The organism is Rhizobium sp. NXC24 (assembly GCF_002944315.1).
Lineage (GTDB): Bacteria > Pseudomonadota > Alphaproteobacteria > Rhizobiales > Rhizobiaceae > Rhizobium.
In genome coordinates this window covers 3283094-3305626 of the sequence record NZ_CP024311.1, presented here as the reverse complement: position 1 = coordinate 3305626, position 22533 = coordinate 3283094, and the positions used below count along the sequence as shown (strand labels likewise).

21 protein-coding genes are annotated in these 22533 nt (G+C 60.2%); 8 read left to right on the top strand and 13 right to left on the bottom strand.

The genetic code is table 11. The features are described 5' to 3' along the window. Positions 1 to 13: 13 nt before the first annotated feature. Positions 14 to 1009 carry a KpsF/GutQ family sugar-phosphate isomerase gene (locus NXC24_RS16320; RefSeq protein ID WP_104824251.1) on the top strand — a complete coding sequence of 332 codons (996 nt, stop codon included), beginning with the start codon at positions 14 to 16 and terminating at the stop codon, positions 1007 to 1009. On the opposite strand, the gene NXC24_RS16315 is transcribed toward NXC24_RS16320, so the two are convergent. Together NXC24_RS16315 and NXC24_RS16310 are read right to left on the bottom strand one after the other, a co-directional pair. Beyond that, entirely contained in the window at positions 1010 to 1468 is a 459-nt protein-coding gene (locus NXC24_RS16315) for an NfeD family protein (RefSeq protein WP_104824250.1), read from the bottom strand. Between the two features lies 1 nt (position 1469). Next, positions 1470 to 2486, bottom strand: coding sequence for an SPFH domain-containing protein (locus tag NXC24_RS16310; protein WP_104824249.1), 1017 nt, complete (start codon positions 2484 to 2486; stop codon positions 1470 to 1472). Positions 2487 to 2849: 363 nt separating this feature from the next. On the opposite strand from NXC24_RS16310, the gene NXC24_RS16305 reads away from it, so the two are divergent. Next, positions 2850 to 3758: a S1C family serine protease gene (locus NXC24_RS16305; protein WP_104824248.1), complete on the top strand. Its 909-nt coding sequence runs from the start codon at positions 2850 to 2852 to the stop codon at positions 3756 to 3758. 60 nt (positions 3759 to 3818) lie between these two features. Here NXC24_RS16305 and hemH read toward each other — a convergent pair whose 3' ends face one another. The 11 genes from hemH to NXC24_RS16250 form a co-directional block, all read right to left on the bottom strand. Continuing rightward, positions 3819 to 4844: a ferrochelatase gene (hemH, locus tag NXC24_RS16300; protein WP_104824247.1), complete on the bottom strand. Its 1026-nt coding sequence runs from the start codon at positions 4842 to 4844 to the stop codon at positions 3819 to 3821. 98 nt (positions 4845 to 4942) lie between these two features. Beyond that, positions 4943 to 7162: a 5'-nucleotidase C-terminal domain-containing protein gene (locus tag NXC24_RS16295; protein WP_104824246.1), complete on the bottom strand. Its 2220-nt coding sequence runs from the start codon at positions 7160 to 7162 to the stop codon at positions 4943 to 4945. A 149-nt stretch (positions 7163 to 7311) separates the two neighbouring features. After that, complete coding sequence (locus tag NXC24_RS16290; RefSeq protein WP_104824245.1) at positions 7312 to 7632, bottom strand: hypothetical protein; 321 nt, start codon at positions 7630 to 7632, stop codon at positions 7312 to 7314. Positions 7633 to 7666: 34 nt separating this feature from the next. Further along, on the bottom strand, positions 7667 to 8041 hold the full coding sequence (gene omp10 / locus NXC24_RS16285; protein ID WP_104824244.1) for an outer membrane lipoprotein Omp10: 375 nt from the start codon (positions 8039 to 8041) through the stop codon (positions 7667 to 7669). Between the two features lie 182 nt (positions 8042 to 8223). Further along, entirely contained in the window at positions 8224 to 9675 is a 1452-nt protein-coding gene (locus tag NXC24_RS16280; RefSeq protein ID WP_104824243.1) for a homospermidine synthase, read from the bottom strand. A 136-nt stretch (positions 9676 to 9811) separates the two neighbouring features. Continuing rightward, positions 9812 to 10717, bottom strand: a complete 906-nt coding sequence (locus tag NXC24_RS16275) for a DUF3445 domain-containing protein (RefSeq protein ID WP_104824242.1) — start codon at positions 10715 to 10717, stop codon at positions 9812 to 9814. A gap of 9 nt (positions 10718 to 10726) precedes the next feature. After that, the gene (locus tag NXC24_RS16270; RefSeq protein WP_104825203.1) at positions 10727 to 11095 is read right to left on the bottom strand and encodes a DUF4440 domain-containing protein; all 369 of its coding nucleotides are present in this window, start codon (positions 11093 to 11095) and stop codon (positions 10727 to 10729) included. 41 nt (positions 11096 to 11136) lie between these two features. Continuing rightward, the gene (locus tag NXC24_RS16265; RefSeq protein ID WP_104824241.1) at positions 11137 to 11421 is read right to left on the bottom strand and encodes a YciI family protein; all 285 of its coding nucleotides are present in this window, start codon (positions 11419 to 11421) and stop codon (positions 11137 to 11139) included. Positions 11422 to 11425: 4 nt separating this feature from the next. After that, entirely contained in the window at positions 11426 to 12067 is a 642-nt protein-coding gene (locus NXC24_RS16260; protein WP_104824240.1) for an aminotransferase class IV family protein, read from the bottom strand. Next, on the bottom strand, positions 12052 to 13212 hold the full coding sequence (locus NXC24_RS16255) for an aminodeoxychorismate synthase component I (RefSeq protein ID WP_104825202.1): 1161 nt from the start codon (positions 13210 to 13212) through the stop codon (positions 12052 to 12054). Before NXC24_RS16255 ends, NXC24_RS16260 begins: the two co-directional genes overlap by 16 nt. Positions 13213 to 13235: 23 nt before the next feature. After that, positions 13236 to 15092 carry a M3 family oligoendopeptidase gene (locus NXC24_RS16250; protein WP_104824239.1) on the bottom strand — a complete coding sequence of 619 codons (1857 nt, stop codon included), beginning with the start codon at positions 15090 to 15092 and terminating at the stop codon, positions 13236 to 13238. Between the two features lie 222 nt (positions 15093 to 15314). Here NXC24_RS16250 and NXC24_RS16245 point away from each other — a divergent pair, with 222 nt between their 5' ends. From NXC24_RS16245 to NXC24_RS16215, 6 genes are all read left to right on the top strand, one after another. Beyond that, entirely contained in the window at positions 15315 to 16898 is a 1584-nt protein-coding gene (locus NXC24_RS16245) for a sigma-54 dependent transcriptional regulator (RefSeq protein WP_104824238.1), read from the top strand. A 174-nt stretch (positions 16899 to 17072) separates the two neighbouring features. Beyond that, positions 17073 to 19043 (top strand): DUF882 domain-containing protein, encoded by a 1971-nt coding sequence (locus NXC24_RS16240; protein WP_104824237.1) that lies wholly within the window; start codon positions 17073 to 17075, stop codon positions 19041 to 19043. A gap of 305 nt (positions 19044 to 19348) precedes the next feature. Then, on the top strand, positions 19349 to 20281 hold the full coding sequence (locus NXC24_RS16230; RefSeq protein WP_104824235.1) for a LysR family transcriptional regulator: 933 nt from the start codon (positions 19349 to 19351) through the stop codon (positions 20279 to 20281). 142 nt (positions 20282 to 20423) lie between these two features. Then, positions 20424 to 21137, top strand: coding sequence for an SDR family oxidoreductase (locus NXC24_RS16225; protein ID WP_104824234.1), 714 nt, complete (start codon positions 20424 to 20426; stop codon positions 21135 to 21137). 56 nt (positions 21138 to 21193) lie between these two features. Beyond that, positions 21194 to 21436 carry a 4-oxalocrotonate tautomerase family protein gene (locus tag NXC24_RS16220; RefSeq protein ID WP_104824233.1) on the top strand — a complete coding sequence of 81 codons (243 nt, stop codon included), beginning with the start codon at positions 21194 to 21196 and terminating at the stop codon, positions 21434 to 21436. Between the two features lie 370 nt (positions 21437 to 21806). Continuing rightward, complete coding sequence (locus NXC24_RS16215; RefSeq protein ID WP_104824232.1) at positions 21807 to 22481, top strand: type 1 glutamine amidotransferase domain-containing protein; 675 nt, start codon at positions 21807 to 21809, stop codon at positions 22479 to 22481. The last annotated feature ends 52 nt before the right edge of the window (positions 22482 to 22533 follow it).

Here is a 22533-nt window from a genome sequence, read left to right as displayed (position 1 = left end):
TTAGGCCTCCGTCATGAATAAGAGAGCTGTAAGACTCATCGAGAACGGTGCGATCGAATCCGCGATGCGGACGATCGAGACCGAGAGACGGGGCATGGAGGCGCTGGAACGCGCCCTGACCAATGGTCTGGCCGAGCCCTTCAGCCGCGCGGTCGAGATCATCGGCGATATCACCGGCCGCGTCATCATCACCGGTGTCGGCAAGAGCGGTCATATCGGCAACAAGCTTGCCGCCAGCCTGGCCTCCACCGGAACTCCGGCCTTTTTCGTGCATCCGGTCGAGGCCAATCACGGCGATCTCGGCATGATCACGCAGGACGACGTCATCATCGCGATGTCCTGGAGCGGCGAAAGTGCGGAGTTGCGCGGCATCATCAGCTATTCCCGCCGCTTCTCGATCCCGATGATCGCCATTACATCGGGCGAGACCTCTACGCTGGCGCGCGAATCGGATGTCGTTCTATTGCTGCCTAAGGAACAGGAAGCCTGCCCGCACGGGCTGGCGCCCACCACATCGACGCTGCTGCAGCTCGCGATCGGCGATGCGCTCACCGTGGCTCTGCTGGAGGCGCGCGGCTTCACCGCCGAGGATTTCCGCACCTTCCATCCGGGTGGCAAGCTGGGCGCCAGCCTCTCGCATGTCGCCGATATCATGCACAAGGGCGATCGCGTACCCTTGGTCAAGCTTGGCACGGGCATGCGCGAAGCGGTCATGACGCTAGCGCAAATGCGCTTTGGTTGCGTCGGCGTCGTCGATGATGACGGTTGCCTTTGCGGCATTGTGACCGATGGCGACATTGCCCGCAATCTCGGCAACAACCTTGCGGAGATGCGCGTGGACGAGGTGATGACGCGCAATCCGAAGACGGTGAAGGAAACGACGCTGGCGACCGGCGCAATGGCCGTACTCAATCGTCACAACATCTCGGCGCTGATCGTCGTCGACGATGCCCGGCGGCCTGTCGGCATCGTCCACTTCCACGATCTGCTGCGGATCGGCGTCGCCTGATCAGACGGGTTCGACCGTGAGGTCGCGGCCGCTGCTGGCAACGACCTTGACGCGGGTGCCGACTGGCAGATCCGGTCCGTTGACCGTCCAATAGGTATCGTTCAGGCGAATGCGCCCCCGGCCTTCGGTGATCGGTTGGTCGAGCGTCGCCGTGCGTCCGACCAAGCTGGCGCTGCGCTGGTTGAGGAACGGCTCGTCGGTGGCCTGGCTGTTGTTATAGAGATAGTGGCGGCCGATGAGGGTGACGATCACGGCCGTCGCGGCGAAGACAAGTCCCTGCAGTTGCCAGACCCAGAAGGCGCTATCCCAGAAAAGCAGCGACAAAGCGCCGACGATGATGCCGGCCAAGCCGATCCATACCAGGAAGAAGCCCGGCAGGATCAGTTCGGCCGCGAGCAGAATCAGACCTACCAGCCACCAGCTCCAGGGGCCGAGTTCGACGACGAGATTGTCGAACATTTCAGCTCTCCTTTGATGTCAGCGGATTGATCGTCGGCGTGGTGCGTGCAGGGCCTGTCCGGGGACGAGGAGGTTGTGGCGCGCCGCTGCCATCGCCATTGTCGCCGAAGACTTCGCGGGCGATAGCGCCGATGCCGCCGAGCGAGCCTATGATGGAGCTGGCCTCCATCGGCATGAGCACGATCTTCGAATTGCCGGCAGAGCCGATTGCGCTCAGGGCTTCGGTGTATTTCTGCGCAATGAAGTAGTTGATCGCCTGGACATTGCCCTCGGCAATCGCTTCGGACACCACGCGCGTCGCCTTGGCTTCGGCCTCGGCCAGGCGCTCTCGGGCCTCGGCATTGCGGAATGCAGCCTCCCGCTGGCCTTCGGCCTGTAGGACAGCCGCCTGCTTGGCTCCTTCGGCGCGCAGGATCTGCGCATTGCGCAAGCCTTCCGCTTCGAGAACCTGTGCACGCTTTTCACGCTCGGCCTTCATCTGCCGCGCCATGGCATCGACAAGATCCTTCGGCGGCTGGATGTCCTTGATTTCCACGCGCGTCACCTTGATGCCCCAGGGCTCGGCTGCTTCGTCGACCACGCGTAGCAGCCGCTCGTTGATGGCGTCGCGGTTCGACAGCAATTCATCGAGGTCCATCGAGCCCATGACGGAGCGGATGTTGGTTTTGGTGAGATTGAGGATCGCGGTTTCGAGATTGGTAATCTGATAGGCGGCCTGCGCCGCATTCAGCACCTGGAAGAAGGCGACCGCATCTGCTGAGATGCTGGCGTTGTCCTTGGTGATGACCTCCTGCGTCGGCACGGCGAGGACCTGTTCCATCACGTTCATGCGTGCGCCGACCGTTTCGATGAAGGGCACGATCAGATTGAGCCCCGGCTCCAGCGTGCGCATATAGCGGCCGAAGCGCTGGACCGTGTAGCGATATCCCTGCGGCACCGTCTTGATACCCGCAAACAGCACCAGGATGACCAAAACAACCAAGGCAACCGCAAAGATGCTGAACCCACCGATTACCATAAAATCCTCCATGGACGCCCCACACGATGCAGGGTTTGCGTCACTTCAAAGCACTGCCGCGATCTCTGCGTATTCGGGCGAACAAGCGACGCAGCAGGTCAATCAGATGTGGTGGGTTAGCATGTTCTCGGCAAGGGCGGAATGGGCGGTGCCATCCGACTCCTTGCCCTATTTCACGTACGAAAGGGCGGGGGGAAATCTCGTTGTTTGCGGCTGGAACAGACGGTTCCGTCACCCTCCCAATTTCACTCAGGCCTTGCACCTGACCGCACATGTTCATACCTTAAGGGGAGGAAAAGTATCCGGTTTCTGCCGCCGCGCGACCCTCCGAGCCGCGGCATGGCACATCACCAGGGTGAGACGATGAATATCGACAGGACTTTGCGGTCAATCGTGGCCGTGCACGCTTCAATTCCGGACGATGCCTTTACGGCTGGGGCGCTGGGAACCCGGCGGGAAGGCAGCGGTGTGGTCATCAGGGATAACGGACTGGTTCTCACGATCGGCTATCTCATCACCGAGGCCGAGGAGGTTTGGCTTACGACCAATGAAGGCCGCGTGGTGCCCGCCCATGCGCTTGCCTATGATCAGGAGACCGGTTTCGGTCTGGTCCAGGCACTCGGGTCGCTTGGTGTCCCCGCTTTGGAATTCGGCAACGTGGCCAAGGCCGCGATCGGCGATCCCGTGGTGATTGCCGATGGGGTCGGTCAATTCGTCCGGGCAAGCATCGTGGCCAAGCAGGAATTCGCCGGCTATTGGGAATATCTGCTGGAGGAGGCGATCTTCGTCGCGCCCGCCCATCCTTCATGGGGAGGTGCCGCGCTTCTCGACGCGCACGGCAAGCTATTGGGCATCGGCTCGCTTCACCTGCAGATGGCCTCACAAAATAATGAGGCTGCCGATATCAATATGGTCGTGCCGATCGATTTGTTGCCGCCCATTCTTGATGATCTGCTCAACCGCGGTCAGGTCAATAAGCCGCCGAGACCTTGGCTCGGGGCTTTCTCCGCCGAAAGCAATGGGGAGGTTGTGGTCATGAGCGTGGCAGAAGGAGGTCCGGCCGCCCAGGCGGGCCTGCGCCGCGGCGACGTCATCTCCGAGATCCGGGACGGCGAAGTGGACAGCCTCGCCGATTTTTACCGCAAGGTCTGGGAAAGCGGCCCCGCCGGCGCAGAAATCCCCATGAGGATATTGCGCAACGGCCGCGAAGCATGGCTACGCGTCAAGTCGGCCGACCGCAGCAGCTTTCTGAGGAAGCCGCAGTTGCAATGAGGCAGGGCGATCGTGGCGGCGGCTGGAACAGCATCCGACGCCACGGGCGCATGGCAGGCATCAAATCCAGCCAAGCAACTCCCGCCTGACCACTTTTTCCAGCACCCGCATGCCGTCTTCGCCGTCGTTCAGGCAGGGAATATGCGTGAACTTCTCGCCGCCATTGTGGTGGAAGGATTCGGCAGCCTGTTCGGCGATTTCTTCGAGCGTTTCCAAGCAATCCGAGACGAAACCGGGGTTGAGGACGGCGATGCGTTTGGTGCCCTCCCTGGCAAGGTGCTCCACCGTCTTGTCAGTGTAGGGTTGCAGCCATTCCTCCGGTCCGAAGCGGGACTGGAAGGTGAGCATGAATTGGTCTTCGGAGAGCCCAAGCTTTTCGCGCAGCAACCGGCTGGTCTCGACGCATTGCCGATAATAGGGATCGCCTTTCTCGGAATAGGAAAGCGGAATGCCGTGGAAGGAGGCCAGGATCTTCTCCGGTTGCCAGTCGAGCGTGGCGAGGTGCCGGGTGACGGAGTTGGCGAGCGCCTCGATATAGGTGGGATCGGCATGATAATCCGGCACGGTGCGCAGTGCCGGCTGCCAGCGCATGGCCATCAGCTTTTCGAAAGCCTTGTCATTGACGGTGGCAGTGGTCGCAGCCGCATATTGCGGATAGAGCGGAAACAGCAAGATACGGTCGCAACCCTGATCCTTCAGCACCTGGATGCGCTCGCCGATCGACGGCTTGCCGTAGCGCATCGCCCAATCGACGATAACGTCCGGTAAGTCCATCAGCCGCGCCGCCATCAAATCCGATTGGTTGCGGGTATAGGTGCGCAGGAAACTTTCGTTCTTTTCCTTGTTCCAGATCGTCTCATACGCCTTGCCGACCTTGCCGGGGCGGGTGTTGAGGACGATGCCGAACAGGATCGGATACCACTTCCATGGCGACCACTCGATGACGCGCTTGTCCGTCAGGAATTCGCGCAGATAGCGCCGCATCGACGTGTAGTCGGTGCCGTCGGGTGTGCCGAGATTGACGAGAAGGACGCCGATCTTGCCGGATTTTTGCTGCGATTGGCCAGTCGGGGCTTCTGCGATCATCAATTGTGGTCCTCTCAACGAAACGGAGCACCTCACATAGGAACAAAAACCGGCCCGGGAAAGCCCGGACCGGCTGACTTTTACGAGACAAATCGTCCTTACTTGGCCGGAATCTTCAATTCACGGCCGATGGTAAGGTGGCGCGCTCTGAGATTGCGGTTGGCGGCCACGAGTTTGCGCCATTCGCCGGCATCGCCGTAGTAGGTCTTCGCGAGATCCCAGAGTGTGTCGCCGGCGGCGATGACATGGGTGGTCGGCGTTTTCGGAGGCTCGCTTGCCTGGGGTGCCGGTGCGGGAGTCTCCGGCGTTGATGTGGCAGGCGTGGTGGTCTCGGGCGCTGTGGTCGTCGCCGGAGCGGTGGTAGCTGGGGCTGTTGTTGCGGGAGCGGTCGTCGTTGGAGGCGTCGCGGCGGGGGCCGTGGTCTCAGGTGTTGACGTGGCAGGTGTGGTGGTGCTGGGTGTCGACGCAGCGGGCGCGGTCGTGGTTGCCGGAGCGGTAGTAGCTGGGGCTGCTGTTTCCGGAGTGGTGGTCGTAGCCGGAGGCGTCGCGGCGGGTGCTGCCGTCTGAGATGTTGACGTCGAAGCAGCGGGAGCCGTCGTGGAGGGGGCTGCGCTGGTTTCGGCCGCAGCCGGGACGGGCTTCTGATCCGATGATGCTGCCTGTTGCGTCTCCGCCGGCTTGCCTGCCTCCGGTTGGGCAACGGTTGCGGTGCCGCCGAGCTGTGCGATGCGGCCATCGGTGTAGGGCTTGTAGGGATTATGCGACGCCAGATAATCGGCGACCACTGCTTCGAGGTCGGGGCCGAAGTCATAGGCGTTCTTGCCGTTCTGCGCGAAGACGACGTAACCGTCTCCGCCGGCGCGCATGTAATTATTGCTGACGACGCCATAGGTCTTGTTGGGATCGAGCGGCACGAACTCCGTGCCTTCCTGCACAACGACGGAGACGACGCGGCTGCCGGGCGGCTTTGATTTATCGAAGGTATATTTGAGGCCAGCGACCTGCGGGAAGCGGCCGGCGCCATCGTCGATCTGGCTGAGGCCGTTTTCCAATGCCGTCTTCACATCAGCGCCCGTCAACTGGAAAGTGGCGATGGTGTTTTGGAACGGCAGCACGGTCAGCACGTCACCCATGGTGACGTCACCGGCGCCGATCGAGGCGCGCAGGCCGCCGCCGTTCTGGATGGCGATGGCGATGTTCTGATTTTTTGTGCGGTCCAGCATAGCGTCGGCGACGAGATCGCCCATGGAGCATTCCTGAACGCGGCAAATCTCACGTGCGCCTTCGATCGGGGCCTGCGTGGCGCCAATGACCTTATGGCGCAGTTCCTCGATCGGCTTGGCCATCTCCTGGACACGGGCGGCAATGGCGGGGTCCTGTTTGATCGAAGAATCGAGCAGGATCGGATCGCCCTTGGCTTCCTTGACGACGCCGTTGTCATCGAAGGTGATGACGATATCGCCGAGATATTTGCTGTAGGAGGCGGCCTGAACGACCGGGACTTTATAACCTGCAGGGTTGTCGACCATGGTCGGATAGGGGCCAGCGGCTTTCGGGTCCGTATTCGACAGCAGCGTGTGCGAATGACCGCCGACGACGACATCCACGCCGGCGATTCTGGCGATCTGGGCGACGTCGCGCGGATAGCCGACATGGGTAAGCGCGATGATCTTGTTGACGCCCTGCGACTTCAGCGCGTCCACTTCGGCACTGATGGCGGCCGCATCGTCGGTGATCTTGACGTGTGGGCCGGGGGAGGAGAGCTCCGGCGTCTCGGTCGTGACCGCGCCGACGATGCCGATCTTCTGGCCGCCAATATCGAGCACGATCGATTTCTTGATGCGGTCGCCGATTTTCGATTCGCCGTCGATGACCAGATTGGCGGTGACCACGGGGAATTGCGCCTTGTCGAGGAAGGCTGCGAGCGGGCCTTCGCCGTCATCGAATTCATGGTTGCCGACGGTCATGGCGTCGATCTTCATATCGTTGAGGAATTCGACCTCGGCAGCTCCCTTGTAGGTCGTGTAGAAAAGCGAACCCTGAAAATTGTCGCCGGCATCGAGCAGCAGGACATTTTGGCCGGCAAGTGCGGCGCGACGCTGGTCGATCGCGGTCTTCAGCCGCGCTGCGCCGCCGAAGCATTCATTCTTGCTTTCTTCGGCGGCAGAGCAGGTGGCGTCGAACTTGTTGATCGGTTCCACGCGCGAATGGAAATCGTTGAAGTGCAGAATGTTGAGCTGGTAATCCGCGAAAGCGGTGCTGGCGCTGAGCGCCAAGGCCGCAACGGCCAAAAGACCCATACCCAAGGGCTTCGTCATCTCTCTCTCCTGTTACTCACCATATCCGGCCCGCCATGTCCCGTAGCGGTACCCCCGGGCCGAATCTTTCCATCCCGGCGAAAAGAGCGCAAGCAAAAGCTGTTGGCTTTATTAGGATTTTGCAAATCAACGGAAAAGAAGCCGCTGTATCAGGCGCAAGCCTCAATGGAGGCATCGCCATAGGATTCCCGCAGGGCGGCGAGGACATTCCAGCCGATGGCAAGGGTGAGAAGCAGGCAGCAAAGTGCCGCGATGCGATGAAAGCGCCGGCTGCCATCGCGGTAAAGCAGGATCGTGCCGGCGCCATAGATCAGTAAAGCAGGCAGGGCGATGATGAAGACGCTTATCGGTCCGTCACAATCGAGCGCCGCGATGCCTTGTGCCTTATAGCTGTTGGCAGGCAAAGCCGCCGCCAGGATAGCGACCGGCAATGCGGCGACCAAAACGAGATAGAGCACCAATCTGCGCATGGCGATCTATCCGTCCGCGGCGCCCGTTTCAGCCCTATCGGCGATTGAGGGAAAACTGTTTCCCGGCATCGGACGTGCAATTGAGCTGGGCGGGGCTGATCATGGCGCAGTTGATCTTGGACTGAGTCTTTCGCACCAGCGAGGTCATGTTGATCTCGATCAGGCTGGGAGAAACGCTGGTATAGGTGCCGGAGGCCAGAACCGAATTGCTGTCGGTGGTGTGGGTCGTGAATGTGCCGGCCTGGAAGGTCGAAATGAGGCCGTTTGCATCGCTCCAGTTGCCTTCTACCCCTGTCTGCGGCTGGACGCTGGCGCGCATGGCCGGCGGAGGCCTCGATCCGCCGAAATCGACGCAGGCGGACAAGGCTGCTGCGGCGGCGAGAAGGGCAATGCTGGTTCTGATCTTCATAAATGTCTCCCGCGATTGAAGGCGGACTAATGTCATGTTGGTTGCGGGAAACCATGCCGTGGCCATCTGTTGAAAGCAAGGCTTCAGAACCCGTCAGGTCGATTTATCCGGCGAGCGTAACAAAAATGCCCGCACGACCAGTGCGGGCATTTGAATTTCTGACTGTTCGGATGATCCGTCGATCAGCGAACCAGGATGTTCTTGAACTGCCAAGGATCCTTGGTGTCGATGTCTTCAGGGAACAGGCCCGGACGGCCGTCAAGCGGAGTCCAGTCGGTGTAGTGGCCTTCAACCGGACCGAGATACGGCAACTGCACTTCGAGGCAGCGCTTGTAGTCGATCTCGTCAGCTTCGACGATGCCGGCGGTCGGATTTTCCAGGGCCCAGACCATGCCGGCGAGCACGGCGGAGGTTACCTGCAGGCCGGTTGCATTCTGGTAAGGAGCGATGCGGCGGGTCTCTTCGAGCGACAGACGCGAACCGTACCAATAGGCGTTCTTGTCGTGGCCATAGAGCAGCACGCCGAGTTCGTCGATGCCGTCCTCAAGCTCGTCCTCGTCCAGAACGTGATGGACCGGCTGCGCCGTGCCGCCGTTGCCGAACATTTCGTGCAGCGACAGCACGGCGTCGTTGGCCGGATGATAGGCGTAGTGGCAGGTTGGGCGGAAGGTGACGTCGCCATCCTTGTCGCGGACCGTGAAGAAATCGGCGATCGAGATTGACTCATTGTGCGTGACGAGGAAGCCGTATTGCGGGCCGGGGGTCGGGCACCAGGTACGAACGCGGGTGTTGGCGCCCGGCTGCTCGAGATAGATGGCGGCCTGGCAGCCCTTCTTGTGCTTCTTGGCGTTCTTCGGCATCCACGCTTCATGGGTGCCCCAGCCGAGTTCAGCCGGCTGCATGCCTTCGGAGATGAAGCCTTCGACGGACCAGGTGTTCCAGAATACGTTCAGCGGCTTCGGATGCTTGGTGCGCTGAGTGTCACGCTCGGCGATGTGGATGCCCTTGACGCCGACCTTCTTCATCAGCTTTGCCCAGCCTTCGCGGTCATGCTGATCCGGCTCGTCGAACTTGATGCCGATATCGTTGGCGAGATTGACGAGCGCCTGCTTGACGAACCAGGAAACCATGCCCGGGTTTGCGCCGCAGGTGGAAACAGCCGTCGCACCACCGGGGTTCTTTGCCTTTTCTTTGCGCACGGTTTCACGCAGCGCGTAGTTGGTGCGGTCGGCGTTTTTCATGTTCTTGTCGAAATAGAAGCCGAGCCAGGGCTCGACGACGGTATCGACATAGAGCACGTCGAGCTTGCGGCACAGCTTGATCAGGTCGAGCGAAGAGGTGTCGACCGAGAGGTTGACGCAGAAGCCCTGGCCGCCGCCTTCCGTCAGGAGGGGCTTCAAGAGGTCCTTGTAATTGTCCTTGGTGACATATTCCTCGATATAGCGGACGCCATGCTTTTCCAGGATCGCCTTGTGGTCGGCGTCCAATTGCGGGTCGATGACGACCATCCGGCTTTTGTCGAATTTGAAATGGCGTTCGATCAGGGGCAAGGTGCCGCGGCCGATGGAGCCAAAGCCGATCATTACGATCGGACCGGTAATTTCGGCATATACCGGATAGTTCTGTTCCGTCATTCTTGTCTCCTTCGAAGGGCAGGACGCCGTTCGGCCTGTGAAATTCAATCAATATGTGCGCGAAAATGCGAGGTGAACGGCTCTAACCATAAATTGATGTCACAATAAAGAGCCGTCCCGGCTTATCGGGCAAATGTCAAGCCGGTGAAGCAACGTCCGCAAGCGCTCGCAATTGTCTCGCCAGCTCGCTTTTCTGGTGCGTGAGGCCCTTATAGGCCGTCTGCTGCTCATCCAAAGCATCCAATTGCGCGGCAAAACTCAATGCCAGTTCCGAAGCTTTGGGATGGTTCGCGATCGCGGCGATCGGGTCGACATAAACGCGGATGGTAAAGAGGATATCGCCCGATACCGGCAGCTTGCGCAGCGTCTGGCGCTCGACGCGGGCGAAGCGGGTCTCAAGCGTGGGAGGCGTGGCGGCCGGCGGACGGCTATGCTTCGACGTCCGGAGAGACAGCTCCTTCGTCGTGCTCACCGACCAGTTCATCCGCTCGACAGGCTGCGCCACCTGCAGATTGTCGAAGATGCGGTTGATGAGGACAGCATTGCGGGTGCCCTCGCCAAAGCCGGGCACGTCTCCATGAATCGCCTGCATCGGCCGGCCGAATTTTTCCTGAAGCGACCAGGAGGAGGGGAAGGCGACATGGCCGGCGACGAGATGCCAGCCATTCTCCTTGCGCCGCATGATGACGAGATCGTCGGCAACGAGCGAACCGGCCTTCAGGAGCGGCGGCAGGCCGGGATCGGCAAGATCGATCGAGTGACCGGCGGCGGAGATGGTATCGCCGTCGCGGCGATAGATTGCCGGATGCTGTTCGCAAAGATAGGTCGTCAGGAGGTCAAGACATTCCCGCTGCGCATGTTTCGAACCGGCTTCGGAAACGAAAACATCATTGCGGCGGTCGTAAAGAAGCCTTTGCTTTTCATCGAGATAGCGCCCGAGATCGGCGTCCGGCTCGATCCATCGTGCCGGATCGAGCGGCATCAGGCCGATCGTGAAGGGTTTTGTGGAGCCGTCATAGGGTGTGTAGGTCAACAAGGTCATGGATGGAGCTTACTGCGTCAGCGTTCCCTGATGGAAGAGCATTCGCCAGCGCTCCTTCGCCTCCAGCCGCCAGATCGAGCTGCGAAGCGTTCTGACCTCACGACCATCCGGATAACGGCGAGCCGCACGATAGGTCGCCAGCGCGAGCGTACCGGAGAGCATCTTCAATTCGAAGTCGGTCAGCGTTTGCCAAATACCGTCGGGCTCACCCTCGACAAGCCGATCGACGATGTCGTGGAACGTATAGAGAGCGCCCGAACTGCCGATCTCGCGAAACTCGGCAGACAACAGGTCCGCCAACGCCTGTTTCGATGTGCGCATCGCCGGATCGAAAAGCCGTTCTTCCAATTCTTTCAGATGTCGACTGAAATCATCCATCGCGGCGACGGACAGCATGGGCGAACCCTTCCCGTTTCAAATCAGACCTTCAGGGCCTCCAATCCTTCCCTGACGGTCGTTAGGGCGATTTCCGCGACGTCATAGGCGGCAACGCCGTGGATGGTGAAGGGATCGGTTGCGACATAGGCTTCCAGTTCGGCGCGATCGCCGCGGGCAAAGATGATACCGCCAGTGCGCGGCACCTTGCGGCCGGACGCGAGAAACCAGCCCTTCGCATAGCCTTCCTTCACCCAGGCCATATGCGGCTCCATGTGCTTGTCGGCTTCGTCATTGCCCTTGAGATAGGTCAGCGAGAGGATGAACATTGCGTCAATTCCATATGAGTTGTGCGCGGATCAGCCCGCGCAGGGAGTTCCCGACATAAAGCGCACCTTTTTCCAGATCGTCCAGCCTTATCCGACCGACTCGGGCTTTGCGCTGGCAGATGAGTTCGGTGCGCAACACGCCGGCGAGCAGGCCGGAAGAGATCGGCGGCGTTCGCAACGGTCCGGAACCCTCGTCGAGGAAGATCGAGGTAATGGTGCCCTCGCAGACCTCGTCCTTTTCATTGAGCAACAGCACTTCGTCCGCCTCTGCCGACGAATATTCGGCGCGGGCAGCCTCATAGACGGACCGAAGGGTGGTTTTGATGCGCAGCAGCTTGTCGGCAGAATCAAGACGGGTTTTGGCAATGCGGACGCGCCAGACGGTATCGGGAGCAAGGGGCGTGAAGGCGGCAGTCGTAACGTCCGTCTGCCCGGTGCGATCGAATGTCAGGCGCACCCGCAATGGAGCGTTCGCATCCGCAACGGCAGCATCGAGTTTCGCCAGCGCATCCTTCGGCGCGGGAAAACCCAATCGGCGGGCGGACCGTTGCAGTCGGGCAAGATGGAGGCGCAGGCGCACGAAGCCCGTCTGCGGCTCGTAGCGCAACGTCTCGATCAGCGAAAAATCCTCTAGCGCTTGATCCATCGATCCCCCACGGCGAAGCGCGCCTTCAACAGGCATTCTTCATATTCCGCCTCCGCCGTCGAATCGAAAACGATGCCGCCGCCGACATTGAAGACGGCACGGCCGTCATCGAACAGCGTGATGGTGCGGATCGCCACGGAAAAGCGCATGGCGCCGGATGGTGAAATCATGCCGATCGCCCCGCAATAGGCGTCGCGCGGGCCATCTTCGAGTTCGTGCAGAATTTCCATCGCCCGCATTTTCGGCGCGCCGGTGATCGAGCCGCAGGGGAAGAGCGCTGCGAAGATATCGCGAATGGTCATGTTAGGGAGTAGCTTCGCCTGCACATGGCTGACCATCTGATGCACAGTCGGATAGGTCTCGATCTCGAAGAGTTTCGGCACGTCGAGCGTGCCGACTTCGGTGATGCGTGAGATGTCGTTGCGCAGGAGGTCGACGATCATGCGGTTCTCGGCCTGCGTCTTCTCGTCGGCCAGCATGGCGTCGATGATCTCGGCATCCTCGACGGCGTCGGCGCCGCGCTTGGCTGTGCCCTTCATCGGATGCGTCTCGATCCAGCCGTCGTCGTCGGTCCGGAAGAAGAGTTCGGGCGAGCGCGACAGGATGATCGGGCCGCCGAGATCGACCAGCGCGCCATATTTTACCGGCTGAAGCTCGATCAGCGACCAGAAGGCGGCGCGGGCGTCGCCATTCCAACGGGCCGTGATGGGCATGGTCAGGTTTGCCTGGTAGCAATCGCCCCGGCGCAAATGCCAATGCAGCCGGTCGAATCTCTCTTTATATATAGGGAAGTCCCACCCGGCTGTGGCGTCGGTCAGAAACGCCTCGTTTTCAAGGCGTTGCAACGGCTGGGCGAGGGCATGGCCATCCGCCGCCGGAGCGTCGAAAACGCCGAAAGAGAGCAGCGGCGTCTCGCGGTTTTCTTCAGCGAAAGGCGCAAGCTTTTCCTCGAAGAGGTGACCGGCCTCATAGGCCATATAGCCCGCCAGCCACTTTCCCCCGGCCCTTGCCTTTTGCACCCGATCAAGGGCGTTGAAGAATTCCGCACGTGTTCGAGCTGTGATGATCTCCGCCGGTTCGGCGAAGAGCATCACCTGTCCTGTGCTGTCGTCCCGGAAGAGGACGTAGGGTTGCGTATCGGCCACGTGCGATTCTTTATCAGTGTGCATCAAGCACTCTTATCAAGCGCCTCCAGCTCATCGATGAGCCCTTCGATCATCGACAGTCCCTTGCTCCAGAACGACGGATCGGTGGCGTCGAGGCCGAAGGGTTTCAGGAGTTCGGAATGATGCTTGGTGCCGCCGGCCTTCAGCAGCTCGAAATATTTCGCCTGGAAGCCCTCTTCGGCATTCTGATAGACGGCATAGAGCGAATTCACCAGGCAGTCCCCGAAGGCATAGGCATAGACGTAGAAAGGCGAGTGGATGAAGTGGGGGATATAGGCCCAATAGGTCTCGTAGCCCTCTGAGATCTTGATCGCCGGCCCGAGGCTTTCCGACTGGACGGAGAGCCACAGCTCGCCGATATCGTCTGAAGTCAGCTCGCCGTTCTTGCGCGCGGTGTGAACCTTACGTTCGAATTCGTAGAAGGCGATCTGGCGGACGACCGTATTGATCATGTCCTCGACTTTCTGCGCGAGCATCGCCTTGCGCTCGCGCTTGTCGGTGGTCTTGTCGAGCAAGGCGCGGAAGGTCAACATTTCGCCGAAGACTGAGGCGGTTTCGGCCAAGGTCAGCGGCGTCTGGCACATCAGCGCGCCTTGGCCGCCGGCAAGCACCTGATGCACGCCATGGCCGAGCTCGTGCGCCAGCGTCATGACATCGCGCGGCTTGCCCATATAGTTGACGAGCACATAGGGATGTGCGGAAGGAACGGTCGGATGCGCGAAGGCGCCCGGCGCCTTGCCGGGACGCACCGGCGCATCGATCCATTCCTCATCGAAGAAACGCTTGGCGATATCAGCCATTTCCGGTGCGAAATCGCCATAGGCGGAGAGAACGGTCTGCTTCGCCTCGGTCCAGGGGATCAGCGCGTTGGAGGTCTCGGGCAGCGGCGCGTTGCGGTCCCAGAAATTCATCTGTTCCATGCCGAGCCACTTCGCCTTCATCTGATAATAGCGATGCGACAGGCGAGGATAGGCGTCGCGCACGGCGGCGGCCAATGCATCGACCACCTCGCGCTCGACGCGGTTGGCCAGATGTCGGCTGTCGGCGATATCCTCGAAACCGCGCCAGCGGTCGGCGATGTCCTTATCCTTGGCAAGCGTATTGGTGATCAGCGTGAAGACGCGCAAATTGGCCTTGAAGGTCTCGGCGAGCGCCATTGCCGCCTTGCGGCGCAGCTCGGGGTCTTTCTCCTGAAGCATGTTCAACGTGACTTCCAGCGGCAGCTTCTCGCCGTCCACCTCGAAGCGCAACTCCGCCATGGTCTCGTCGAACAGGCGATTGAAGGCGGCGGCGCTGGTCATGGATTTTTCCAGGAATAGCTGCTCCAGCTTGTCCTCGAGCTGGTAGGGCTTGTCCTTGCGCAGGTCGACGATCCAGGGACGGTAATGGCCGGCGGCTGGGTCGTTTGCCATGCAGGCGTCCATCACGGCATCGTCGATGCGATTGAGTTCCAGCGGAAAGAACAGCAGATGGGCGGAATAGTCGGTCAGCCGCGCCTGCACGTCGCCGTAGAGCTTGCCGTTGGCCGGATCGCTGGTGTTGGAGAAATAGGTAAGGCCGGCGAAGGAGCCGAGGCGGCCCATGATATCGTCCAGGGCTTCATAGTCCTTCAGCGCTGCACCGATGCCGGCGTCACCGGTCTTGGTGGCAGCGTCCGCAAGTTTGCCTTTCCACTTTTCCTCAAACGCGATCGCCGCCTTTCCGGCCTTTTCCATATCACTGACAAAGGCGGTGGAGGTGGCGGACGGATAGAGGTCGCTGAGCTTCCAGGCGGGCAGATCGCCGAGGGCGGGATTGGTTGCGGCGGCCGCCGGGCCGGTGGAAAAATTAAAGGATGAATGGAGCGAGGTCGGGCTCATGGGCGGTATTTCCTCTGCTTTTCTTTGCGGAACAGTCCGGTCTCTCCGTGTCTATTCGGCTGAAAAGGCCGCGGCAAGGGCGATTTCCTCGAGATCGGACAACCGAATTCATAGGCACCGTTACATTCGTCATAATGATTAAAATACGATGCTTTGGCAAAACTTCGTGTTCAAGCCTTTCTGCGAAGGTCCTCATCAGGTTTCGCATGAAGTGAGGCACCAATGACCGTATTTAATAGCGCCAAGGGGGGCGCGCAGATTCTCGTTGTTGAGGATGATCCGATTCAACGCCGTCTGCTGAAAAACGCTATCGAGCGGCACGGACACGTTGCTCATCTGGCGGAGAATGGCCGTTTTGGCCTTGAGATACTGAAGCGCAACAGCGATCAGATCAATGTGATCGTACTCGATCTCATGATGCCGGAGATGAACGGCATCGAGTTTCTGAGCGCACTGCGCGATATGGGCACCGAGGTGCCCGTCATCGTGCAGACCGGGCAGGGCGGTATCGAGACCGTGGTGCAGGCCATGCGGGCCGGCGCCTTCGATTTCGTCGTCAAACCGGTATCGCCGGAGCGGATAGCGGCTTCGATCGCCAATGCGCTGAAGCTCGATCAACGCGAGGCCAGGGCTCGCGCCGGACGCAGGTCGCGCACCAGCGCGATCAGTTTCGACGACATCGTTTCTGCAAGTCCGGCGATGATGCGGGTGATCGATCTTGCCCAGCGAGCAGCGCAATCGAACATCCCCGTGGTGCTCGAGGGCGAATCCGGCGTCGGCAAGGAGCTGGTGGCGCGTGCCATCCAGGCCGCCAGCGACCGCGCTGGCAAGCCCTTCGTGACGGTCAACTGCGGTGCCATTCCGCACAACCTCGTGGAGAGCATTCTCTTCGGCCATGAGAAGGGCGCCTTCACGGGCGCTGCCGAGCGGCATGTCGGCAAGTTTATGGAGGCGGACGGCGGCACGCTGTTCCTCGACGAAGTCGGCGATCTGCCGCTGGAGGTGCAGGTCAAGCTCCTGCGCGCTGTACAGCAAGGGGAGATCGAGACGGTCGGCGCCCGCGTTGCGCAGAAGGTCAATGTCCGGCTGATCTCGGCCACCAACAAGGACCTGATCGAGGAGGTGAAGGCCGGCCGGTTCCGTGAAGACCTCTACTATCGCCTCAACGTTTTCCCAATCACCATGCCGGCGCTGCGTCGTCGCAAGGAAGATATTCCGTATCTTGCTCGTGCCTTTGCCGACCGATTTGCGCTCGAACAGAAACTCGGCCATTCGCTTTCGATCAGTCCGGGCGCCTTGGCGTTGCTGACGGCCTATGACTGGCCGGGCAATATTCGCCAGCTCGAAAACGCGATCTTCCGCGCTGTCGTGCTGTCCGAGGGTTCGGAATTGGTCGAAGCCGATTTTCCGCAGATTGCGGCACAGTTGCCCGGCTATTTCACTGCCGAGCATCCGACCTTAGTTGTGGATAATTCCGAGGCTTTCAGCATCGGCGTGGAGACCGGCGAGAGGTTTGAGCGCGGGATGCGTGTCAGTTCCTCGGATGCGGTTACAACCCCGCCGCTATCGGTCGTCGAAACACCGTCTGTTTCGGCGGCAGACAATGTCATCGTCAGTACGGACCCATCCGGTGACGTCAGAAAGCTCGCAGATGTTGAGGAAGAGCTCATTCGATTCGCTCTCAAATTCTATCGAGGACAAATGAGTCAAGTGGCAAGGAAGCTCGGAATCGGGCGGTCGACTCTCTATCGCAAGTTGAAGGACTATGGAATAGACCCGGATGACCCGCAGAAACATGCGGCCTGAGCGTATATTAACGTTTAGGCAAGCATATTTTGTTACCTGTCGTAAAGCACTTGTTAGTGCATCGTTCACCATGTATGAAGAGGGCGACCATGTGTGGCATTTTTGCCATCGTGTCACCGCAATTGACAGCCATTTGGAACACGATGCGACATTGTCTGTCGGACGGGGATCGAATTGCCGAATCTGATTGGAAATACCAAGCTTAATAGCTTGAGCAGGCTCTTTGCGTGCTCTGAGATATTTCGTAAGGTGGCCAAGGTCGTAGCCGTTGGTCTTCTTGCGATGGCTGTTTCCACTCCGGTTTTCGTTGGAACCCCCTCCCAGGCAGGCGGCGAAACCCGCAGCCTCAAGATCTATTACGTCCATACAGGCGAAAAGGCTGTTATCACCTACAAGCGCAATGGAAAATTCGATCCGGACGGTTTGGAGAAACTGAACCGCATCCTGCGCGACTGGCGTAAAAACCAGCCGACCAAGATGAACCCGCGCTTGTTCGACCTGATCTGGGAAGTCTACCGCGAAAGCGGTTCGCATGAATTCATCTATGTCGTCTGCGGCTTCCGCTCGCCGGGAACCAACGAGATGCTGCGCACGCGTTCGGCCCATACGGGCGTCGCGAAGAAGAGCCAGCATATGCTCGGCAACGCGATGGATTTCTATATTCCGGACGTCAAGCTCACCAAGCTGCGCGAGATCGGCATGAAGCTGCAGGTCGGCGGCGTCGGCTATTATCCGACATCCGGCTCGCCCTTCGTTCACATGGACGTCGGCGGCGTGCGCGCCTGGCCGCGCATGGATCGCCAGGATCTCGTCCGTCTCTTCCCCGATGGCAAGACGATGCATATTCCGGCCGACGGTCGGCCGTTGCCGGGCTATCAGGAAGCGGTTGCCGACTATAAGCGCCGCATGTCTTCCGACGATATCCAGATCGCCAGTGCTTCGTCTCCGCGTCGTGGCTTCTTCGCCAGACTGTTTGGCGGCGGTGCCGACGAGGAAGAGGACAATGCGGATGAAGGCGCACCGGCAACGGCAGCGCCGACCACGGTCGTTGCCAAGAAGGGCCAATCCGCTCCTGCGGCGACGGATGACGGCGGCGATGACAGCCAGCCCGAAACCCAGGTTGCAAGCATAAACGCGCCCGTTCCGCAGGTTCGGCCAGCCTTCGGCAATCAGCCGGCGGGCAGCGAAGTGGCTTCGGCTCTGATGTCGCCGCCGCATAACGCCGCTCAGGATGCGCTTGCCGCAGCCATGCCGGATGCGAACGACCAGCAGCAATATGCGGATCTTCGCACCTATCACGTTCCGGTTCCGTCGCTACTTGACCGTCGTTCGCCCGGTGATGCCGAGCTAGCTTCGGCAGAGTCAGACCAGACCGCGGGCGTGCCGGTTCCGGTTGAGCGTCCGGAAATCGCCGAAAACCTGCTTGCTTCCGCCGATGCCGATCCGGACGCGATCGATGATGCGGCCGATGAAGGCACGCTCTCGCCGTCGATCGTGGCAGCTCTCGAACAGCATCGCGTCGATCAAGCGGATGTAAATGCTGGCGTTCCGGTTAATGCTGATGTTCCGGTCAATGTGGCCGCCAACAATGCCGCATCCAAGGATGAGATGCCGGTGAAGACTGCTGCGGATACCGCGGCGCCGGCCAATGCCGTTGGCGACAGTGACGCCGTCCGGGCGATCGCTGCGGTCTCGCCGCAGAAGCGGCCGGGACAGCAGATGCCGATGCAGGTCGCGGCACTTGCGCCGACCACCAATGAGATCAAGGTCAGCAGTGGCCGCTTCAATGATAGCTTCGAACCGGCGCTGTCGCAGGAGCGTCCGATTGCTGCCGGTATCGCGACCAAGGGCGGCCGGCCGAATAGGCAGGATGCCGCAGTGGCCGATGCCGGCCGTGCGACCGTGACCACCGAGCCGAAGCTGACCGAGAAGATGATTTCGCAGTGGGCGATCGCCAATGCCCGTGTCGAAATCGTCAACCGCCCGGTCAAGGCACCGCGCTTCGTCAGCCCGACGCTGCGCGCGCAGCCGACCGCCGTCTATACCGAAGGCTTCAAGGTGCAGACGGCATCGATCGATCCGGAACGCTTCAGCGGTTCGGCCGTGAACTTCCTCCAGGTAAAGAAGTTCAATTCGGTCGAATAGCCTCACCTCCGCCGATCCAAAAGAAGAGCGCCGAAGCGGTCGGTTCCGCTTCGATGGAACCGGCCGCTGATCTTCTCTGGGTTTGAATGGGACCAAACGCCGTTCTGAGTTTGGCCGAAAACACTTTTTCCATCGAACACCCGCGCCATCATCAGCTCGACCCAGGCACGGGCGATGCGGGTCGGTACGATGGCGTCGCCGATACTTTGGATTGCTTTCGGGCGCTCCGGAAGGTGCATATTTACGCCAGGCGAAAATCCGACGAAAAGTGTCCGTCACGAACCACAATTCCGCGGAGCCTTAGAATGGATCGGATCGACGCAATGAGGGTCTTCGTCACGGCGATCGACGAGGGCAGCCTTGCCGGCGCGGCGCGCAAGCTGAAACGATCGCCGACCGCGATCAGTAGGGCCCTGAGTTCGCTGGAGGCCCATGTCGGCGTCGAGCTGCTCCATCGGACAACTCGCACGCTCAAGCTGAGCGAGGCCGGTCAACGCTATGTGGCCGCATGCCGGCGGGTACTCGTCGAGCTGGAGGAAGCCGACATGGTGGCGGGAGGCGAGCGTTCGTCACCGCGCGGCACTCTGACCATCTCGGCGCCGCCAATCCTTGGCGAAGAGGTGCTGAGGCCGATTCTGGATGATTTCCTCGAGCTTCACCCCAGCGTCTCCGTTCGGTTTCTGATGCTGGATCGCTTCGTCAATCTTGTCGACGAGGGCGTCGATCTTGCGCTCCGCATCGGCAATTTGACGGATTCGTCTCATATCTCGACCCGCATCGGCGGCGATGTGAGGCGCGTCGTCGTCGCATCTCCACGCTATCTTGCCGGCAATCCGGATATCGTCGAGCCGTCCGATCTCGCTAAACATCAGATCGTGGCCTTCAGCAATTTCGGCCTCGATTCCTGGAGCTTCACGCCGGCGAAAGGATCGCCAGTTCCGCGGACGGTTCATTTCACGCCTCGGTATATCGTCAACAGCGTTCGCGCCGCGGCGGCATCGGCGGTAGCCGGCATTGGATTGACGCGGCTTTATTCCTATCACGTCGCAGAATATGTCCGGGACGGCCGGCTCAAGATTGTGCTCCCCGACGCCGAGCATCCCGCGCTTCCGGTCCATTTGCTCGCGCCACCGGGCCGCATGTCCGTGCCAAAGGTTCGCGCCTTTGTCGATCACGCCGTCCCTCGTCTGCGCGTCGAGCTCAATCGCATAGCGACGGAAGCAGGCTCTTTGCCTTGATTGTGCCGATATACGGAGGAGTGTCTGTCAAAGGTCGGCAATTCTCCCGAATGACGGATGCATCTAAATCAATAGCACCGACGCCGACGGCGTTGGGCGGCCCGAAACCCCGGCCGCTGCACTTGAAAAGGATGCACACATCATGAGCAGTCAACAGAAGGTCGCCATCATCACCGGAGCCTCGCAAGGGATCGGCGAGGGGCTCGTTCGAGCCTACCGTGATCGCAACTATCGTGTCGTCGCAACCTCCCGGTCGATCAAGGCCAACTCTGACGCAGGTGTACATACCGTGGCTGGCGATATCGCCGACCCGGAAACCGCGGAACGGGTAGTTCGCGAAGCACTTGAGCACTTCGGCCGCATCGATACGCTGGTCAACAACGCCGGCGTCTTCCTTGCCAAGCCGTTCATCGAGTTCACTCAGCAGGACTTCGATCATAACATGAGCGTGAACGTCGCCGGCTTCTTTCACATCACGCAGCGCGTTGCTGCGGAGATGCTGAAGCAACGCTCGGGCCATATCGTCAACATCACCACGAGCATAGTCAATCAGCCGATCGCCGGCGTGCCGGCAGCGCTCGCCTCCTTGACCAAGGGCGGCCTCAACTCGGTCACTCAGGAACTGGCGATAGAATTCGCGAAAACCGGCGTCCGCGTGAACGCGGTATCGCCAGGGATCATCAAAACGCCGATGCATGCGCCGGAAACGCACGAGGCGCTTTCGAGTCTTCATCCCGTCGGCCGGATGGGCGAGATCCGCGATATCGTCGATGCGGTTCTCTATCTTGAGACGGCGAATTTTGTAACCGGTGAAATCCTCCACGTCGATGGCGGCCAAAACGCTGGCCGCTGGTGAAATTGCAGCGCCAAGGCAATTAAGTCCTCGAATCCAAATCTTGAAAGGAAACAGTCATGCCGATCGTTACCGTACAGGTTACTCGTGAGGGAACGAACCCCGACCGGAATTCGGTCACCGCGGAAGAGAAAGCCGCCATCATTGCCGGTGTCAGCCAAGTGTTGCTTGATGTGCTGAACAAACCTCTGGAATCCACCTATGTGGTGATCGAGGAGGTGGATCTGGACAATTGGGGCTGGGGCGGCCTTCCGACGGTCCAATATCGAAAGCAGCGCGCCGCAGCGGCGGCAAAAGCCTGAGCTTCAGGCTTGCATCGTTGACGGCGGATGGTTGATGGCAACAACGGCTGAGATGACGGGCGACGCTCTCTGTGTCGCCCGTCTCAATGTCTCTTGAGCGCAAGAATCTGAATTTTCAGGAAGCACGGAAGCGCTTTGCTTGGTAAAGTGCAGGTGCTTGTCGGGCAAGGCGGTAGAAACCCGTGCCTGGCGGTGACATCAGAATCCGGCCGAGATCGACGCTCGTGGCCGTCCTTTCGCAGTTGGCCGTCTTGATGATTCTACAGTTCCGGCGGCTGTCGACATATCGAACCGATGCATATTACGCATGCTTTCGCACGCCGGCGGAATGCTGGGGTGTCCGGTAAAATCCAATTCAGGAGTAATGCCGATGAGCAAGATTTTGATTGTGCTGACCTCCCATGATCAGCTTGGCAATACGGGAAGAAAGACCGGCTTCTGGCTGGAAGAGTTTGCGGCCCCTTATTACGTCTTCAAGGACGCCGGGGCTGAGATCACGGTCGCATCCCCCAAGGGTGGACAGCCGCCGATCGATCCCAAAAGCGACGAGCCTGAAAATCAAACTCCAGCGATGACACGCTTTAAGTCCGATAAGGACGCGCAAGCCGTGCTGGCCAATACCGTAAAGCTCGCGACCGTCAACGCTGCCGACTTCGATACCGTTTTTTATCCCGGCGGTCACGGTCCCATGTGGGATCTGGCGGAAGACAGGAAATCCATTTCCCTGATCGAGGATTTTTACAATTCGGGCAAGCCGGTTGCCGCCGTCTGCCACGCACCCGGAGTCCTCCATCACGTACAATATCAGGGGCAGCCTCTGGTCAAGGGCAAGCGCGTCACGGGGTTTGCGAACAGCGAAGAGGAGGCAGTCCATCTTACCTCCGTTGTTCCTTTCCTCGTGGAGGATGAACTGAAGCGCCTTGGCGGCAGGTATGAGAAGGTCGCCGACTGGCAGAGCTTTGCCATCACCGATGGCAGGCTGGTAACCGGTCAGAATCCGGCATCATCAACGGCTGCCGCTCAAGCGCTGTTGAAGCTGCTTTGACCGCAGACTGAACCGACGAGGCAAACAGGAGGGGTTCAGCTTTCCACGGAAA

Bases quoted from the DNA above. Each gene is read 5' to 3' on its own strand.
- NXC24_RS16320 (WP_104824251.1), top strand. From the start codon at position 14: ATGAATAAGAGAGCTGTAAGACTCATCGAGAACGGTGCGATCGAATCC.
- NXC24_RS16315 (WP_104824250.1), bottom strand. From the start codon at position 1,468: ATGTTCGACAATCTCGTCGTCGAACTCGGCCCCTGGAGCTGGTGGCTG.
- NXC24_RS16310 (WP_104824249.1), bottom strand. From the start codon at position 2,486: ATGGTAATCGGTGGGTTCAGCATCTTTGCGGTTGCCTTGGTTGTTTTG.
- NXC24_RS16305 (WP_104824248.1), top strand. From the start codon at position 2,850: ATGAATATCGACAGGACTTTGCGGTCAATCGTGGCCGTGCACGCTTCA.
- hemH (WP_104824247.1), bottom strand. From the start codon at position 4,844: ATGATCGCAGAAGCCCCGACTGGCCAATCGCAGCAAAAATCCGGCAAG.
- NXC24_RS16295 (WP_104824246.1), bottom strand. From the start codon at position 7,162: ATGACGAAGCCCTTGGGTATGGGTCTTTTGGCCGTTGCGGCCTTGGCG.
- NXC24_RS16290 (WP_104824245.1), bottom strand. From the start codon at position 7,632: ATGCGCAGATTGGTGCTCTATCTCGTTTTGGTCGCCGCATTGCCGGTC.
- omp10 (WP_104824244.1), bottom strand. From the start codon at position 8,041: ATGAAGATCAGAACCAGCATTGCCCTTCTCGCCGCCGCAGCAGCCTTG.
- NXC24_RS16280 (WP_104824243.1), bottom strand. From the start codon at position 9,675: ATGACGGAACAGAACTATCCGGTATATGCCGAAATTACCGGTCCGATC.
- NXC24_RS16275 (WP_104824242.1), bottom strand. From the start codon at position 10,717: ATGACCTTGTTGACCTACACACCCTATGACGGCTCCACAAAACCCTTC.
- NXC24_RS16270 (WP_104825203.1), bottom strand. From the start codon at position 11,095: ATGGATGATTTCAGTCGACATCTGAAAGAATTGGAAGAACGGCTTTTC.
- NXC24_RS16265 (WP_104824241.1), bottom strand. From the start codon at position 11,421: ATGTTCATCCTCTCGCTGACCTATCTCAAGGGCAATGACGAAGCCGAC.
- NXC24_RS16260 (WP_104824240.1), bottom strand. From the start codon at position 12,067: ATGGATCAAGCGCTAGAGGATTTTTCGCTGATCGAGACGTTGCGCTAC.
- NXC24_RS16250 (WP_104824239.1), bottom strand. From the start codon at position 15,092: ATGAGCCCGACCTCGCTCCATTCATCCTTTAATTTTTCCACCGGCCCG.
- NXC24_RS16245 (WP_104824238.1), top strand. From the start codon at position 15,315: ATGACCGTATTTAATAGCGCCAAGGGGGGCGCGCAGATTCTCGTTGTT.
- NXC24_RS16230 (WP_104824235.1), top strand. From the start codon at position 19,349: ATGGATCGGATCGACGCAATGAGGGTCTTCGTCACGGCGATCGACGAG.
- NXC24_RS16225 (WP_104824234.1), top strand. From the start codon at position 20,424: ATGAGCAGTCAACAGAAGGTCGCCATCATCACCGGAGCCTCGCAAGGG.
- NXC24_RS16220 (WP_104824233.1), top strand. From the start codon at position 21,194: ATGCCGATCGTTACCGTACAGGTTACTCGTGAGGGAACGAACCCCGAC.
- NXC24_RS16215 (WP_104824232.1), top strand. From the start codon at position 21,807: ATGAGCAAGATTTTGATTGTGCTGACCTCCCATGATCAGCTTGGCAAT.